Here is a 16,008-nt window from a genome sequence, read left to right on the forward strand (position 1 = left end):
GATCAGGACAGCTTGCCCCGCCCCTGTCGCGGCAGCCCCAGTTCCGCCGTCGCGGCCGAGTTGCAGTACTCGCGCACCGCGCTGGTCCGCGCCACCACGCGCCCCCGGTGCACCACGATCCGGCTGTACGCCAGCGACAGCGCGCCCGCGAGACGGTCGCCGCGCACGGCGAGGAGCTCGGCGGGGAAACCGGCCTCCACGCGCACCTCGGGCAGACCGAGCACCGCGCGGGCCGAGGCGCTGATCGCGTCGTAGGCGTCCTCGGGGCGCAGGCCGTGGCGGGAGGCCAGCAGGTAGGCCGCCTCCAGGGGGTCGCCGCGGCCGACCGGGTTCGACACGTCCCGCAGCGCGCCGCTGCCGGCCGCGATCCGCACCCCGGCCGCGCGCAGCAGCCGTACCGGAGCCGTGCCGCGCCCCTCGACGCCCCCGCAGCCGCCCTGGGGCAGGCACACCACCGCCACTCCGGCCGCCGCGAGCCGGTCCGCGACGCGTGAGGCCGCCTCGGCGGGCAGCCGGGCAATACCGGCGCACGGGCTGAGCGTCACGCCGGGGCGCAGGCCGCCCGCCATCACCGCAAGCCGGGTCAGGCGGGCCGGGTCGGCGGCGTCCGTGTGCAGGTCGACCGGGCAGCCGTGCTCGGAGGCGACCTCCAGCACCGCCTCCACGTACCCCGCCGGATCCGGGTCCAGATCTGGACAACCGCCCACCACGCACGCGCCCATCTTCACCGCGTCCCGCAGCACCGCCAGCCCGTCCGCCCCCGCCACCCCGGTCAGCACCCGCGGCATCGCCACCGCCCTCAGCTCCACCAGCCCGCGCAGCGACCGCCGCGCGCGCAGCACGGCGGCCAGCGCCCCCAGCCCCTGGACATCCCCCACGCGCACGTGCGCCCGCAGTGCCGTCGCCCCGTGGCCCAGCTGGAGCAGGGCGGCCTCCGTGGCCCGGCGCTGGACGTCGTCGGGGTCGCACGAGACCGGGCCGCCGCCCTCGGTCGACAGCGCCGTGTCGCCGTGGGCATGCGGCTCGGCCGGGGCCGGGAGCAGCAGATAGCCGCCGAGGTCCACGCGCGTGCCGCCGGCCCGGGCCGGGCCCGGCGCCAGGCTGCCGGCCGTACCGACCGCCTCGATGCGCCCGCCGCCCAGCCGTACGTCCACGGTCCGGCCGTCGGTCAGCCGGGCCCCGCACAGCAGCAGCGGCGCCGCGTCGGGCAGTCCCGGCGAACCGGATGAGCCGGATGAGCCGGATGAGCCGGATGAGCCGGACGAGTGGGACGACGGGTTCGACGACGAGGAAGGCGGCTGCGGGTGGCTCGCGGGCATCGCGCTCCAGGGGCTAGAGGCTGCGCAAACGGGCGCATGATCACGCAGAGTGAGTCGAGCCTAGGGTGGCGTGCCGCGCCTGGCGGGGAGGAGCGCAATAGTCGTACCGGCGTGGTCCGCACCGTGCGAAAGGGCCGTGCGGCCTGCGGGGGAGCCGTACGAGAGGGACCTGCGGGACCGGAGACAGGCCTGCTGGACGGGTCCGGGCGGGTGGCTCGCAATGGATTTGGGTGAACGGCGGCCGAGCGTGTAATGTCTTCATCGCTCGCCCCAATAGCTCAGTCGGCAGAGCGTCTCCATGGTAAGGAGAAGGTCTACGGTTCGATTCCGTATTGGGGCTCTGGTGTGAGAGGTTCCCGCCGCGAGGCGGGGCCCGATCGCATCTCAGCGGTGTAGCTCAGTCGGTAGAGCAAGCGGCTCATAATCGCTGTGTCACCGGTTCAAGTCCGGTCACCGCTACTGACAGTAGCCGATTGCGGGGTCGGTCCTTCGATCGGCTACTCTTTCTTGCGTTGGATTAACCTACCCGTTCGTCAAGGAGCACTCACGTGGCTGCCACCGACGTCCGCCCGAAGATCACGCTGGCCTGCGTGGAGTGCAAGGAGCGGAACTACATCACCAAGAAGAACCGGCGTAACAACCCGGACCGTCTTGAGATGAAGAAGCACTGCCCGCGTTGCAAGGCGCACACCGCGCACCGCGAGACGCGATAAATCAGGCTCGTACGCGAGGCCGTCCCCGAGTGATCGGGGGCGGCCTCGCGTCGTTGAACGACCCGTACCGGTCAGTACAGCAAGCAGGAGGTGCCGAGCCCATGGCGCTCGACCAGTCCTTCGTGGGGCGGACCTACCCGCCCACCGAGCCCTATGAGGTGGGCCGGGAGAAAATCCGCGAGTTCGCCGAGGCGGTGGGGGACACCAACCCGGCGTACACGGACGCGGAGGCCGCCAAGGCGCTCGGTCACCCCGATGTGATCGCCCCGCCCACCTTCGTCTTCGCGATCACATTCAAGGCCGCGGGACAGGTCATCCAGGACCCGCAGCTCGGCCTGGACTACAGCCGCGTGGTGCACGGCGACCAGAAGTTCGCCTACACCCGCCCGGTGCGCGCCGGCGACCGGCTCTCGGTCACCTCGACCATCGAGGCGATCAAGTCCCTCGCGGGCAACGACATCCTGGACATCCGCGGCGAGGTCCACGACGAGGCGGGCGAGCACGTCGTGACCGCCTGGACGAAGCTCGTGGCCCGCGCGGCGGACGAGGAGGCGTAAGGAAGCGATGACGGCGAAGATCGCGTACGACGACGTCGAGGTCGGCACCGAACTGCCGGCCCGGACCTTCCCTGTGACCCGAGCCGCGCTCGTGCGGTACGCGGGTGCCTCCGGGGACTTCAACCCGATCCACTGGAACGAGAAGTTCGCCAAGGAGGTGGGCCTGCCGGACGTCATCGCGCACGGCATGTTCACCATGGCCGAGGCGATCCGCGTGGTCACCGACTGGACCGGTGACCCGGGCGCGGTCGTCGAGTACGGCGTCCGCTTCACCAAGCCCGTCGTCGTCCCGAACGACGACACCGGCGCCACGATCGAGGTCAGCGCCAAGGTCGCGGCCAAGCTCGACGACAACACCGTCCGCGTCGACCTGACAGCGACCAGCGGCGGGCAGAAGGTGCTGGGGATGTCCCGGGCGGTCGTACGGCTCGCCTGAGCGGCGGGGCCGGAGGCCAGACGGTAAGGGTAAGGGGCGCCCGCCATGGTGGGGCGCCCCTTACGTGTCGGTTCCCCCCTGCTTGCTGAACGGGCGGGCGGCGGCGAGCGTGCCCTTCCGGCGCGCCGCGCCGCCCAGCGCCCCGACGGCCTGCACACCGGCCGCGGTGAGCAGCGTGCCCGGGAGGGACCGGCCGATCATCGGGCCCGCGACCGCCGCGCCCAGGGCGAACCCCGTGATCTTCAGGCTGGCGCCGGTGACGAAGACCTGGCTGCGCAGCCACTCCGGTGCCTCCCGGTGCCGCAGCGCGAACAGAGCCGTCAGCTGCGGCCCCTCCCCGGCACCGGCGAGCAGGACCGCGGTGGCCAGCAGTGCCGGGCGGCCGGTCGCGGCCAGGGCGAGGGCGGCGGCCTGGATCAGCGCGCCGGTACGGACGACCGTGTCCGGGGCGAGCCGGCCCGGGAAGCGGGCCAGGGCAGCGTTCGCCACGAGGGATGCGACGGCGATGCCGGACAGCAGTCGGGCGCCGTGCCCGGCTCCCCCGAGGGACCGTGCCCCCAGCAACGGCGTACAGGTGACCAGCATGCCCTGCGCCGCACAGGACGCCACCGACGTCAGCGTCGCCCGGGCCAGGGACGGGCTGCGGACGATGCACCGGACACCGGCGGCGAGGTCGCCGATGACCGTGCCACGTGTTCCTCGTGGCTTCTTCGGGTCCGGGTCGGGGTGGGCGGTCGCCTCCTGGGGCAGTGCCTCCCGGTCCCGCCTCACCCCCGCCACCCGCCCCGGCAGCCCCCACGCGACCGGCAAGCCGGCCCCGATGAGCACCACCGACAGCCCGACCGCGGCCGGAGCCCCCAGCAGCCCCGCCGCGGTGCCGGCGAGGGCTGGGCCGGCCAGGCCGGCCGCGCTGAAGGTCATGGCGTCGAGGGCGGTCGCGCGCGGTAGCCGCTCCGGGGGCACGACCCGGGGCAGCTGGGCGGTCCAGCCGCCCGACAGGGCCGGCCCGGACAGGCCCGTCCCCACGGCGATCGCCAGGACGAAGGCGAACGGCAGGCGGCCCAGCGCCGCGAGGATCAGCACCAGCCCGGCCCCGTACAGGGCCAGCGCGCCCGCCAGCAGACGGCCCGGTCGCGCCGACCGGTCGAGGAACGCCCCGAGCACGGGACCGCCCACCGCCGCCGCAGCCGTCACGGCCGCGAGCAGCGACGACGCCTCCGTGACCGAGCCAGAGACCGCGAAACCGGCCAGCAGGAGCGCCGGGCCGGACATCTCGTCACCGGTGCGGGCGGCCGCCGCCCCGGCCAGATAGAAACCCGCGCAACGTATCTGCATCTGAGTGACGTTACGCACGTAACACCAAACCGCTCAATAAGCGTTACGGTTCCTGCGTGCCCTCCCTCACCCCCGACTGGTCCGCCCGCCACTGCGTCCTCACCAACGCCCGTCGCACCGCCGCTCTGATCAACGCCCTGACCGGCACCCCGCCCCCCACGGCCGGCCCGGACCCGGAAACGGTCGCCGCCGTCCTGCGCGAGTACGGCGAGACCGGCCCCCTCCGCCTGACCGCCCAGGAGATCGGGCGGATGCGGGCGGCCGCCATGCTCCTCCGCGAGGTCTTCGCCGCCGACCACGTCGACACGGCCGCCGCCACCCTCAACCGTCTCCTCCGTGACCAGGCAGGACCCCTGCGCCTCACCTCGCACGGCGGCGCGACTCCCTGGCACCCGCACCTCGACCGCGACGACGACGCCCCCTGGGACGAGTGGCTCCTCGCCTCCTCGTGTCTGGCGCTCGCCGTCCTCCTCTGGGATCACCAGCGCCCACCGGGCCGGGTGTGCGCCTCGTCCACCTGCGAGAACGTGTTCATCACGCAGGGTCAGGGCCCCGACCGCCGCTACTGCTCCCGGCGCTGCGCCACCCGCGAAAGGGTCGCGGCCCACCGGCGTTCTTCGGCAAGCCACGACAGCCCTTGACGTAGTTAGTGATTGAGTACTAACTTACTCGCATGGTCAGGATGAGCGCAGACGAGAGGCGTGAAAGCGTCATCCGCGCGGCGATGAGCGAGTTCGCGCGGGGCGGCTACCACGGGACGTCAACCGAGGCGATCGCCAAGCGGGTCGGTGTCTCGCAGCCGTATCTCTTCCGGCTCTTCCCGGGCAAGAAGGCGATCTTCCTCGCGGCGGCCGAACGCTGCGTGGAGGACACCATCCACACCTTCGAGGAGGCCGCCAAAGGGCTGGAGGGCGAGGAGGCCCTGCACGCCATGGCCAACGCTTACGTCACCGTCATCGCGGAGCGGCCCGAGCGGCTGATGATGCAGATGCAGACGTACGTCGCGGTCGCGGCAGCCGAGGAGGAGGGCGACCACGCGTTCGGCGAGTCCGTGAGGGCCGGCTGGATGCGCCTGTGGGACGTGCACCTCCCGCTCGGCGCCGACGTGAACGAGACGACGACCTTCATGGCCTACGGGATGCTCATCAACTGCCTGGTGGCCATGGGGTTCCCGCCCGAGCACCGGGTGTGGGAAGGGCTGTACCCGTCGGCGCGAGTCACGGGCCGGCTGGAGAAGTAGGCGCGAGTGGGGGCGGGCCGCCGCCCGTACGGGGCCGTTTTCACGGCCGGGGAAGTTAGTAATCCATAACTAATCATGAATCTCTGGGGGAGCCATGTCACAGCAGCAGACGCAGATCGGACAGCAGACCGCACCACCCGCCGCACGACGCGGCAGAGCCGCCTGGGCCCTCGTCATCACCAGCGTCGCCGGGTTCATGGCATCCCTGGACAACCTCGTCGTCACCACCGCCCTGCCCTCGATCCGCCGGGATCTGGGCGGCGCCCTGGACGACCTGGAGTGGACCGTGAGCGCCTACACGCTCACCTTCGCCGTCCTGCTGATGTTCGGCGCCGCGCTCGGCGACCGCTTCGGGCGGCGCCGGCTCTTCATCGCCGGGCTCACCGTCTTCACCGGCGCCTCCGCGGCCGCCGCCATGGCACCCGGCATCGGCTCCCTCATCGCCGCCCGCGCGGTCCAGGGCGTCGGCGCGGCCGTGATGATGCCGCTGACACTGACCCTGCTGACCGCGGCCGTGCCCGCCGCCAAGCGCGGGACGGCGTACGGCATCTGGGGTGCCGTCAACGGCCTCGCGGTCGCCTCCGGACCGCTGATCGGCGGCAGCCTCACCGAACACGTCTCCTGGCACTGGATCTTCTGGCTGAACGTCCCGCTCGGCCTGGCCCTGCTGCCGCTCGCCCGCCTCCGCCTCGCCGAGTCCCACGGCACCGGCGCCCCGCTCGACGTCCCCGGCACCCTGCTCGCCAGCGGCGGCCTCTTCGGGATCGTCTACGGCCTGGTCCGCGGCCCCGCCGACGGCTGGACCGACTCCGTCGTCCTCACCGGGCTGTTCGCCGGCGCCGCGCTGCTGGCCGGGTTCGTACTGCACGGCTCCCGCGCCAAGAACCCCATGCTCCCGATGCGGCTCTTCCGCTCCCGCGCCTTCACCGGGATCAACGCGGCCAGCCTGCTGATGTTCCTCGGCATGTTCGGCTCGATCTTCCTGCTCAGCCAGTACATGCAGGGAGTGCTCGGCTACTCGCCCACCGAGGCCGGCGTCCGGATGCTGCCCTGGACCGGGATGCCGATGCTCGTCGCGCCGGTCGCCGGAATCCTCTCCGACCGCATCGGCGGCCGCCCGGTCGTGGCCACCGGGGTGTTCCTGCAGGCCGTCGGGCTCGGCTACCTGGCCTCCGTCATCACGGCCGACGCCTCGTACGCCGCACAACTGCCCGGCTTCATCATCAGCGGCATCGGGATGGCCCTGTACTTCGCCCCCGCAGCCAACCTGGTGATGTCCAGCGTCCGCCCGCAGGAGCAGGGCATCGCCTCCGGCGCCAACAACGCGCTGCGCGAGGTCGGCGGCGCCCTCGGTATCGCGGTCATGTCCTCGATCTTCTCGGCGCAGGGCGGTTACGAGTCCGCGCAGCACTTCGTCGACGGCCTGCGGCCCGCCCTGGTGACCGGCTCCGCGGTGGTCGCGCTCGCCGCGGTCGCGGCCCTGGTGATCCCCACCCGGCGCGGCGCCGCCCGGCTGGCGAAGGCGGCGGGTGAGAAGGCCGGTGAGGCGGTCGGCGACCAGGCTCCGGTTCTGCAGACCGCCGGCCACTGACCGCCCCCGGACAGACCGCCCCACGATCCACGGCACGCGCGCGTACGGTCCCGTCCCCGCCGACGGGGCTCTACGCGCGCGTGGGGAGTCTGTCGCCGCGCGGCCGGGCGAGCGGGCAGGGCTGTCAGTGCCGTCTCGTAGTCTTGAGCGCGTGCAGGAACTCCACGACGCCCCCCTCGCCCCGCTGACCACCTTCCGGCTGGGCGGTCCCGCGACCCGGCTGGTCACCGCCACCACCGACACCGAGGTGATCCACGCCGTCCGCGAGGCCGACGCCACCGGCACGCCGCTGCTGGTCATCGGCGGCGGGTCGAATCTGGTCATCGGCGACAAGGGCTTCGACGGCACCGCCCTGCGCATCGCCACCACCGGCTTCGAACTGCGGGGCACGACGCTGGAACTCGCGGCCGGCGAGGTGTGGACCGACGCCGTCGCCCGCACCGTGGAGGCCGGGCTCGCGGGCATCGAGTGCCTCGCCGGGATCCCGGGCTCGGCGGGCGCCACCCCGATCCAGAACGTCGGGGCGTACGGCCAGGAGGTCTCCTCGACCATCACCGAGGTGATCGCGTACGACCGCCGGGCCCACGAGACGGTCACACTGACGAACGAGGAGTGCGCCTTCTCGTACCGCCACAGCCGCTTCAAAGCCGACCCCGAGCGCTACGTGGTCCTGCGCGTCCGCTTCCGCCTCCAGGACGCGGACGGGCTGTCGGCGCCGATCAAGTACGCCGAGGCGGCCCGCGCCCTCGGTGTGGAGCCCGGCGACCGGGTGCCGCTCGCCGCCGCCCGTGAGACCGTCCTGAAGCTGCGCGCCGGGAAGGGCATGGTCCTGGACCCCGAGGACCACGACACCTGGTCGGCCGGGTCCTTCTTCACCAACCCGATCCTCAAGGACACCGAGTTCGACGCCTTCCGCGCGCGCGTGCGTGAGCGGCTGGGCGACGGCGTCGAGCCGCCCGCCTACCCGGCGGGCCAGGGCCACTCCAAGACCTCGGCCGCCTGGCTGATCGACAAGGCCGGCTTCGGCAAGGGGTACGGCACCGGGCCCGCCCGCATCTCCACCAAGCACACCCTCGCCCTCACCAACCGGGGCGGGGCCACCACCGAGGACCTGCTGGCCCTCGCCCGCGAGGTCGTCGCCGGCGTCCGCGAGGCCTTCGGCATCACGCTGGTCAACGAGCCGGTGACGGTGGGCGTCAGCCTGTAGACGGCCCGGGACGGACGGGCACCGGCCCGTACCCGCACCGGGGCTCCGGCCCTGCCCGCCCTACGCCCCTTTCAGGACCCCGGGGCGCTGAGCCAGTCGTCCACACCCGACAGCAGCTTCGCCTTCACGTCCTCCGGAGCCGCCGATCCCCGGACCGACTGCCGGGCCAGCTCCGCCAGCTCGGCGTCCGTGAAGCCGTGGTGGTGACGGGCGATCTCGTACTGGGCCGCGAGCCGGGAGCCGAACAGCAGCGGGTCGTCGGCGCCCAGCGCCATCGGCACGCCCGCGTCGAAGAGCGTGCGCAGCGGAACGTCCTCCGGCTTCTCGTACACGCCCAGCGCCACGTTCGACGCCGGGCACACCTCGCAGGTCACGCCCCGGTCCGCCAGCCGCTTCAGCAGCCGCGGGTCCTCCGCCGCGCGCACGCCGTGGCCGATCCGGTTCGCGTGCAGGTCGTCCAGGCAGTCCCGGACCGAGTACGGGCCGGTCAGCTCGCCGCCGTGCGGGGCCGACAGCAGGCCGCCCTCCTTGGCGATGGCGAACGCGCGGTCGAAGTCCCGCGCCATGCCCCGGCGCTCGTCGTTCGACAGCCCGAAGCCGACCACACCCCGGTCGGCGTACCGCACCGCGAGACGGGCCAGCGTGCGCGCGTCCAGGGGATGCTTCATCCGGTTGGCCGCCACCAGCACCCGCATCCCCAGGCCGGTCTCCCGCACCGCAGTGTCCACCGCGTCCAGGATGATCTCCAGCGCAGGGATCAGCCCGCCGAGCCGGGGCGCGTACGAGGTCGGGTCCACCTGGATCTCCAGCCAGCCCGAGCCGTCCCTGACGTCCTCCTCGGCCGCCTCCCGCACCAGCCGCTGGATGTCCCCGGGCTCCCTCAGGCACGAGCGAGCCGCGTCGTAGAGCCGCTGGAAACGGAACCAGCCCCGCTCGTCCGTGGCCCGCAGCCTGGGTGGCTCCCCGCTGGTCAGCGCGTCGGTCAGCGCCTCGGGCAGACGGACGCCGTACTTGTCGGCCAGTTCCAGCAGGGTCCCCGGCCGCATCGAGCCGGTGAAGTGCAGGTGAAGATGGGCTTTCGGCAGCTCAGAGAGATCACGTACACGCTCCATTCCAGGATCCTGCCGTACGTCCCCGGCGTACCGGTAGCCGTTTCCCCTTTCGTGGTCTTGCTCGCACAGACCAGCGGGCCGCCTCCCCGAGGGGAAACGGCCCGCACGCGCGCGTGAAGCACGAAGACGCCGGCGTCAGTCCCGCGCCCCCGCCAGCAGCTTCTGCATCCGGCTCACGCCCTCGATCAGGTCCTCGTCCCCGAGCGCGTACGACAGCCGCAGGTAGCCGGGGGTGCCGAAGGCCTCGCCCGGGACCACCGCGACCTCGGCCTCCTCCAGGATCAGCGCGGCCAGCTCCACCGTGTTCTGCGGGCGCTTGCCGCGGATCTCCTTGCCGAGCAGGGCCTTCACCGACGGGTACGCGTAGAAGGCGCCCTCCGGCTCCGGGCAGAGCACACCGTCGATCTCGTTGAGCATCCGCACGATGGTCCTGCGGCGCCGGTCGAAGGCCTCGCGCATCTTCTCGACGGCCGACAGGTCGCCGGAGACGGCGGCCAGGGCCGCGACCTGGGCCACGTTCGAGACGTTCGACGTGGCGTGCGACTGCAGGTTCGTCGCGGCCTTCACCACGTCCTTCGGGCCGATGACCCAGCCCACGCGCCAGCCCGTCATGGCGTAGGTCTTCGCGACGCCGTTGACCACGATGCACTTGTCGCGCAGCTCGGGCAGGATCGCGGGCAGCGAGGTGAACTTCGCGTCGCCGTAGACGAGGTGCTCGTAGATCTCGTCCGTCAGCACCCACAGGCCGTGCTCGACCGCCCAGCGGCCGATCGCCTCGGCCTGCTCGGCGCTGTAGACCGCGCCGGTCGGGTTGGAGGGGGAGACGAAGAGGACGACCTTCGTCTTCTCCGTGCGGGCCGCCTCCAGCTGCTCCACGCTGACCCGGTAGCCGGTCGTCTCGTCCGCGACGACCTCCACCGGGACACCGCCGGCCAGCCGGATCGACTCCGGGTAGGTCGTCCAGTACGGCGCCGGGACGATGACCTCGTCGCCCGGGTCGAGGATCGCGGCGAAGGCCTCGTAGATGGCCTGCTTGCCGCCGTTGGTGACCAGGATCTGCGACGGGTCGACCTCGTAGCCGGAGTCGCGCAGCGTCTTCGCGGCGATCGCGGCCTTCAGCTCGGGCAGACCGCCGGCCGGGGTGTACCGGTGGTACTTCGGGTTCTTGCAGGCCTCGATCGCGGCCTCGACGATGTAGTCCGGGGTCGGGAAGTCGGGCTCGCCGGCGCCGAAGCCGATCACCGGACGCCCGGCGGCCTTGAGGGCCTTGGCCTTGGCGTCCACGGCGAGGGTGGCGGACTCGGAGATCGCGCCGACTCGGGCGGAGACCCGGCGCTCGGTGGGAGGGATTGCAGCGCTCATGGGGCCCATCGTTTCAGACCGGAAACCTGCCCGGCACCGGGGTTTCACCCACTGAACAGCATCGGGCCGAGTCGTGAACAAGGGTCCGAATCTGGGCCCCGGCCAGGACGATCTTCCGCCCGGCGGCCCGTGCGGGCACTTTCTGTTCGACGCCGGGCCCGCAACCACGTACACTCTCACCTCGTTGGCCTTCAGCAGCCGTGCCCCAACCGGTGCACACCGAGCACCCGGTCGGATGCGGTACGTTGGGGGACACGCAAAGGGTCGTAGCTCAATTGGTAGAGCACTGGTCTCCAAAACCAGCGGTTGGGGGTTCAAGTCCCTCCGGCCCTGCTACACACACCGCCAGGATGTGTGCGCTTGTACGTACAGCAATGCACCGCCGTGCGGCTCAGAACCGGGCGCGGCACGGCCACGACCCGGGATCAGGTGAGGACGAATGACGGACGCCGTGGGCTCCATCGACACGCCTGACGCCCAGGACGAGGTGCAGGAGTCCAGGAAGAAGGCCCGCAAGGGCGGCAAGCGCGCCAAGAAGGGCCCGCTGAAGCGTCTTGGGATCTTCTACCGCCAGATCATCGCGGAACTCCGCAAGGTCGTCTGGCCGACGCGCAACCAGCTGACGTCGTACACCACTGTGGTGATCTTCTTCGTCGCCATCATGATCGCTCTGGTGACCGTGATTGACTATGGGCTCAACCACGCGGCCAAGTACGTTTTCGGCTGAGCCAAGAGCGAAGGGCGCCGTGGTTACCGGCGCCCGTTTTCGCATGTTCCACCCCTATGTATCCAGGAAGAAGCAGCCACCGTGTCTGACCCGAACCTGAACGACGCCATCGAGCCGGATGCGTCCGTGGATGACGAGCTCGACATCGTCGAGGGCGCGGACGAGCAGGACGAGTTCGAGGCTGCCGAGGCCGAGGCGGGGGAGGCGGCCGAGGAGGCCGCGCTGCACGTCGAGGACGAGGACGAGCAGGACGACGAGGAAGCCCCGGTCGCCGAGGCCGCCGAGGAAGAGCCGGCCGAGCCCGTGGACCCCGTCGAGGCCCTCCGCGAGGAACTGCGCTCCCTGCCCGGCGAGTGGTACGTCATCCACACCTACGCCGGTTACGAGAACCGCGTGAAGACCAACCTGGAGCAGCGCGCCGTCTCGCTGAACGTCGAGGACTACATCTTCCAGGCCGAGGTGCCGCAGGAAGAGGTCGTCCAGATCAAGAACGGCGACCGCAAGACGATCAAGCAGAACAAGCTGCCGGGTTACGTCCTGGTCCGCATGGACCTGACCAACGAGTCCTGGGGTGTCGTCCGCAACACCCCCGGCGTCACCGGCTTCGTCGGCAACGCCTACGACCCGTACCCGCTGACCCTGGACGAGATCGTCAAGATGCTCGCCCCGGAGGCCGAGGAGAAGGCCGCCCGCGAGGCCGCCGAGGCCGAGGGCAAGCCGGCCCCGCAGCGCAAGGTCGAGGTCCAGGTCCTGGACTTCGAGGTCGGCGACTCGGTCACCGTCACCGACGGCCCGTTCGCCACGCTCCAGGCCACCATCAACGAGATCAACCCCGACTCCAAGAAGGTCAAGGGCCTGGTGGAGATCTTCGGCCGCGAGACGCCGGTCGAGCTGTCCTTCGACCAGATCCAGAAGAACTGACGTTCTTTCGGACCGAATACTTCCGACCAGGTCAGGCGGGCTGCTACGGCCTGTCTGACCTGCTCGGTTTTTAGCCGCACATGGATACCCGTTATCGTTGTGCGGTATGCCTCCATCCGGATGATCCGGATCGGACGGCGGAAAACTCTCACTAAGGACCCGGAGAGAGCAATGCCTCCCAAGAAGAAGAAGGTCACGGGGCTCATCAAGCTCCAGATCCAGGCCGGCGCAGCCAACCCGGCCCCGCCGGTCGGCCCGGCGCTGGGTCAGCACGGCGTCAACATCATGGAGTTCTGCAAGGCCTACAACGCCGCGACCGAGTCGCAGCGCGGTTGGGTCATCCCGGTGGAGATCACGGTCTACGAGGACCGTTCCTTCACCTTCGTGACCAAGACTCCGCCGGCCGCGAAGATGATCCTCAAGGCCGCGGGTATCGAGAAGGGCTCCGGCGAGCCGCACAAGACCAAGGTCGCCAAGATCACCGAGGCGCAGGTCCGCGAGATCGCCCAGACGAAGATGCCCGACCTCAACGCGAACGACCTGGACGCCGCCGCGAAGATCATCGCCGGCACCGCCCGTTCCATGGGCGTCACGGTCGAGGGCTGAACCCCCACCCCGTAGTAATGCGGCCGAAGAAGGCCGCACGTGGCAGGGCCTGCTCGGCCCGTGGACCACGACTCCTTTCAGAACACACAGGAGCAAGTTGTGAGCAAGCGCAGCAAGGCTCTCCGCGCTGCGGACGCCAAGGTCGACCGGGAGAAGCTGTACGCCCCGCTCGAGGCCGTCCGTCTCGCCAAGGAGACCTCCACGACCAAGTTCGACGGCACCGTCGAGGTCGCCTTCCGTCTGGGTGTCGACCCGCGCAAGGCCGACCAGATGGTCCGTGGCACCGTGAACCTTCCGCACGGCACCGGTAAGACCGCCCGGGTCCTGGTCTTCGCGACCGGCGACCGTGCCGAGGCCGCGCGTGCCGCGGGCGCCGACATCGTCGGTGCCGACGAGCTGATCGACGAGGTGTCGAAGGGGCGTCTGGACTTCGACGCCGTCGTCGCCACCCCGGACCTCATGGGCAAGGTCGGCCGCCTCGGCCGCGTCCTCGGCCCGCGTGGTCTGATGCCGAACCCGAAGACCGGCACCGTGACCCCGGACGTGGCCAAGGCCGTGACCGAGATCAAGGGCGGCAAGATCGAGTTCCGCGTCGACAAGCACTCGAACCTGCACTTCATCATCGGCAAGACGTCGTTCGACGACAGCAAGCTGGTGGAGAACTACGGCGCCGCGCTGGAGGAGATCCTCCGTCTGAAGCCGTCCGCCGCCAAGGGTCGCTACATCAAGAAGGCCGCCATCACCACCACGATGGGCCCCGGCATCCCGGTCGACCCGAACCGCACCCGCAACCTCCTCGTCGAGGAGGACCCGGCCGCCGTCTGAGCCCCGCGCTCACCCCGGTAGCCGCGTCAAGGACGCGACAAAAAGGGACGGGCCCCGCAACCTTTCGAGGTGCGGGGCCCGTCCTTTCTTTGCGCGACCTTTCGCGTGACTGTCAGTGGCCTGGGTTACGGTGCAGGCACACAACTCGCATAGGGGTGGGACGAGATGAAGAGCACGACCGCGCGCCGCGTGACCCTTTCCATAGCGGTGGTGACCGCGCTGACGGGAGTGGCCGCCTGCGGCTCCTCCGACGGCGGCTCGGGGAAGGGTGACAAGGCAGGCGGGAAGAGCGTCACGCACGTCAGCCCCATAGCCGCCCTGCGCTCGGCCGAGAAGTCCACCGACCGGGCCGAGTCGGCCAAGGTCCGCTCCAGCACGACCGTCGGCGACGCGATGTCCATGACGGCGGACGGCGCCCTCGCCTGGGGCGACGGCCTGCGGGGCAACCTCACCATCACGTACACCGGCGGCCAGATGGCCGACGCGATGCGCCAGCTGGGCTCGACGTCGATGGAGGCCCGCTATCTGCCGGACGCCTACTACGCGAAGATGAGCGAGAAGTTCGCCGAGCAGACGGGCGGCAAGCACTGGATCAAGTACGCGTACGACGACCTCGCCAAGCTGGCCGGCGGCTCGGGCGCGTACCTCAAGGACCAGATGCAGAACACCACGCCGAACCAGTCGGTGAAGATGCTGCTGGCCTCCGGCGACGTGAAGAAGGTCGGCGAGGAGAAGGTGTCCGGGGTGCACACCACGCACTACTCGGGCACGGTGAACGTCGCCGACCTCGCCGACAAGAGCAGCAACCTCAGCGCCTCCCAGCTCGCCGACCTGAAGAAGCAGCTCGACCAGGCCGGCGTCACCACGGACACCGTCGACATCTGGATCAACGACCAGGACCTGCTGGTCAAGAAGATCGAGAAGGCCGACACGGCGAACGGCGCGATGACCAGCACGGCGTACTACACCGACTACGGCGTGAAGGTCTCCGCCCAGGAGCCCCCGGCCAGTGACACCAAGGACTTCAAGGACCTGATGAAGTCCAGCGGAACCGTGTCGGGCGGCACCGGCACCACCTCCTGACATCGGGAAACTGCGGGACGAGGCCGGCCGGAACCCGGCCGGCCTCCGGCCGAACGGACGGATTTGCCTGACCGCGACCCGTTCACGTACTCTCCTACAGAAGCCAAAGACCGCTGGTCGTTGCCGTGCGCTCGAATGAGGGCGCGGTGGCCGAAGGATCCGCTGAAAATGCGGGCGACCCGCGCAGGTGACAGTGGAAGAACTCCCGGAGCAGGCGCGTCCTCGCGCGTGCGACCGGTCGAGTCCGCCCCGTGCGCCTGCGCCGGGGCGTTTCGTTTTCCCCAGTCCTCCTTCGGGTCCGCGCGGTCCGAATCACCCGGAAGGAGGCCGAGGCTCTATGGCGAGGCCCGACAAGGCTGCCGCGGTTGCCGAGCTGACGGACAAGTTCCGCAACTCGAACGCTGCCGTGCTGACCGAGTACCGCGGTCTCACCGTGGCGCAGCTCAAGAACCTGCGCCGGTCGCTCGGTGAGAACGCCCAGTACGCCGTGGTGAAGAACACGCTGACCAAGATTGCGGCCAACGAGGCCGGGATCACGACGCTGGACGACCAGTTCAATGGTCCGACGGCTGTCGCCTTCATCACCGGTGACCCGGTGGAGTCGGCGAAGGGTCTCCGTGACTTCGCCAAGGACAACCCGAATCTCGTCATCAAGGGCGGTGTCCTTGACGGCAAGGCGCTGTCCGCCGACGAGATCAAGAAGCTTGCGGACCTCGAGTCCCGCGAGGTTCTGCTCGCCAAGCTGGCGGGCGCCATGAAGGCCAAGCAGTCCCAGGCTGCCGCGCTCTTCCAGGCGCTCCCGTCGAAGCTCGTCCGCACCGTGGACGCGCTTCGCGCCAAGCAGGCCGAGCAGGGCGGTGCCGAGTAATTCGGCTCGCTTTCTGACCCCGGCCGCCCCCGGGCGGCAGAGGTCACAGCGGGCCAACGTACGCCCGCCACTCATGTACATCCGGCACCAGCCGAATTAGTGGAAG

General features: G+C 70.7%; 17 protein-coding genes and 3 tRNA genes. 16 read left to right on the forward strand and 4 right to left on the reverse strand.

Annotated elements, in window-relative coordinates; translation table 11 throughout:
* Window positions 1–2: 2 nt before the first annotated feature.
* Entirely contained in the window at window positions 3–1,319 is a 1,317-nt protein-coding gene (locus ACIBBH_RS29430) for a hydrolase (protein WP_399409729.1), read from the reverse strand.
* A 267-nt stretch (window positions 1,320–1,586) separates the two neighbouring features.
* Between ACIBBH_RS29430 and ACIBBH_RS29435 the strand changes: the two genes are divergently transcribed.
* From ACIBBH_RS29435 to ACIBBH_RS29455, 5 genes are all read left to right on the forward strand, one after another.
* Window positions 1,587–1,659 (forward strand) — tRNA-Thr (locus ACIBBH_RS29435).
* 46 nt (window positions 1,660–1,705) lie between these two features.
* Window positions 1,706–1,778: transfer RNA gene (locus ACIBBH_RS29440), tRNA-Met, on the forward strand.
* A gap of 89 nt (window positions 1,779–1,867) precedes the next feature.
* The gene (rpmG, locus tag ACIBBH_RS29445) at window positions 1,868–2,032 is read left to right on the forward strand and encodes a 50S ribosomal protein L33 (protein ID WP_006347275.1); all 165 of its coding nucleotides are present in this window, start codon (window positions 1,868–1,870) and stop codon (window positions 2,030–2,032) included.
* A gap of 101 nt (window positions 2,033–2,133) precedes the next feature.
* Window positions 2,134–2,589, forward strand: coding sequence for a MaoC family dehydratase N-terminal domain-containing protein (locus tag ACIBBH_RS29450; RefSeq protein ID WP_399409731.1), 456 nt, complete (start codon window positions 2,134–2,136; stop codon window positions 2,587–2,589).
* A 7-nt stretch (window positions 2,590–2,596) separates the two neighbouring features.
* The gene (locus ACIBBH_RS29455; RefSeq protein ID WP_399409733.1) at window positions 2,597–3,025 is read left to right on the forward strand and encodes a MaoC family dehydratase; all 429 of its coding nucleotides are present in this window, start codon (window positions 2,597–2,599) and stop codon (window positions 3,023–3,025) included.
* A 60-nt stretch (window positions 3,026–3,085) separates the two neighbouring features.
* Here ACIBBH_RS29455 and ACIBBH_RS29460 read toward each other — a convergent pair whose 3' ends face one another.
* A complete protein-coding gene (locus ACIBBH_RS29460) occupies window positions 3,086–4,360 on the reverse strand; it encodes an MFS transporter (protein ID WP_399409735.1) in 1,275 nt (424 codons plus the stop codon).
* 56 nt (window positions 4,361–4,416) lie between these two features.
* Between ACIBBH_RS29460 and ACIBBH_RS29465 the strand changes: the two genes are divergently transcribed.
* The 4 genes from ACIBBH_RS29465 (at window position 4,417) to ACIBBH_RS29480 (ending at window position 8,398) form a co-directional block, all read left to right on the forward strand.
* A complete protein-coding gene (locus ACIBBH_RS29465) occupies window positions 4,417–5,001 on the forward strand; it encodes a CGNR zinc finger domain-containing protein (protein ID WP_399409737.1) in 585 nt (194 codons plus the stop codon).
* A 32-nt stretch (window positions 5,002–5,033) separates the two neighbouring features.
* Entirely contained in the window at window positions 5,034–5,600 is a 567-nt protein-coding gene (locus tag ACIBBH_RS29470) for a TetR/AcrR family transcriptional regulator (protein ID WP_399409739.1), read from the forward strand.
* Window positions 5,601–5,694: 94 nt separating this feature from the next.
* Entirely contained in the window at window positions 5,695–7,191 is a 1,497-nt protein-coding gene (locus tag ACIBBH_RS29475; RefSeq protein ID WP_399409740.1) for a DHA2 family efflux MFS transporter permease subunit, read from the forward strand.
* A gap of 151 nt (window positions 7,192–7,342) precedes the next feature.
* A complete protein-coding gene (locus tag ACIBBH_RS29480) occupies window positions 7,343–8,398 on the forward strand; it encodes a UDP-N-acetylmuramate dehydrogenase (protein ID WP_399409742.1) in 1,056 nt (351 codons plus the stop codon).
* Between the two features lie 71 nt (window positions 8,399–8,469).
* Here ACIBBH_RS29480 and ACIBBH_RS29485 read toward each other — a convergent pair whose 3' ends face one another.
* Together ACIBBH_RS29485 and ACIBBH_RS29490 are read right to left on the reverse strand one after the other, a co-directional pair.
* Window positions 8,470–9,510, reverse strand: a complete 1,041-nt coding sequence (locus tag ACIBBH_RS29485; RefSeq protein WP_399409744.1) for an adenosine deaminase — start codon at window positions 9,508–9,510, stop codon at window positions 8,470–8,472.
* A 135-nt stretch (window positions 9,511–9,645) separates the two neighbouring features.
* Complete coding sequence (locus ACIBBH_RS29490; RefSeq protein WP_399409746.1) at window positions 9,646–10,872, reverse strand: pyridoxal phosphate-dependent aminotransferase; 1,227 nt, start codon at window positions 10,870–10,872, stop codon at window positions 9,646–9,648.
* A gap of 260 nt (window positions 10,873–11,132) precedes the next feature.
* Between ACIBBH_RS29490 and ACIBBH_RS29495 the strand changes: the two genes are divergently transcribed.
* From ACIBBH_RS29495 to rplJ, 7 genes are all read left to right on the forward strand, one after another.
* Window positions 11,133–11,205 (forward strand) — tRNA-Trp (locus tag ACIBBH_RS29495).
* A gap of 106 nt (window positions 11,206–11,311) precedes the next feature.
* A complete protein-coding gene (secE, locus tag ACIBBH_RS29500; protein ID WP_399409748.1) occupies window positions 11,312–11,599 on the forward strand; it encodes a preprotein translocase subunit SecE in 288 nt (95 codons plus the stop codon).
* Window positions 11,600–11,680: 81 nt separating this feature from the next.
* Window positions 11,681–12,520 carry a transcription termination/antitermination protein NusG gene (gene nusG, locus ACIBBH_RS29505; RefSeq protein WP_399409750.1) on the forward strand — a complete coding sequence of 280 codons (840 nt, stop codon included), beginning with the start codon at window positions 11,681–11,683 and terminating at the stop codon, window positions 12,518–12,520.
* Between the two features lie 171 nt (window positions 12,521–12,691).
* On the forward strand, window positions 12,692–13,126 hold the full coding sequence (gene rplK, locus ACIBBH_RS29510; RefSeq protein ID WP_023547415.1) for a 50S ribosomal protein L11: 435 nt from the start codon (window positions 12,692–12,694) through the stop codon (window positions 13,124–13,126).
* Between the two features lie 99 nt (window positions 13,127–13,225).
* On the forward strand, window positions 13,226–13,951 hold the full coding sequence (rplA, locus tag ACIBBH_RS29515; RefSeq protein WP_399409752.1) for a 50S ribosomal protein L1: 726 nt from the start codon (window positions 13,226–13,228) through the stop codon (window positions 13,949–13,951).
* A gap of 165 nt (window positions 13,952–14,116) precedes the next feature.
* Window positions 14,117–15,034, forward strand: coding sequence for a hypothetical protein (locus ACIBBH_RS29520; RefSeq protein ID WP_399409754.1), 918 nt, complete (start codon window positions 14,117–14,119; stop codon window positions 15,032–15,034).
* 337 nt (window positions 15,035–15,371) lie between these two features.
* Window positions 15,372–15,902: a 50S ribosomal protein L10 gene (rplJ, locus tag ACIBBH_RS29525; protein WP_399409756.1), complete on the forward strand. Its 531-nt coding sequence runs from the start codon at window positions 15,372–15,374 to the stop codon at window positions 15,900–15,902.
* The last annotated feature ends 106 nt before the right edge of the window (window positions 15,903–16,008 follow it).

The organism is Streptomyces sp. NPDC051636, assembly GCF_044453765.1.
Taxonomy (GTDB): Bacteria; Actinomycetota; Actinomycetes; order Streptomycetales; family Streptomycetaceae; genus Streptomyces.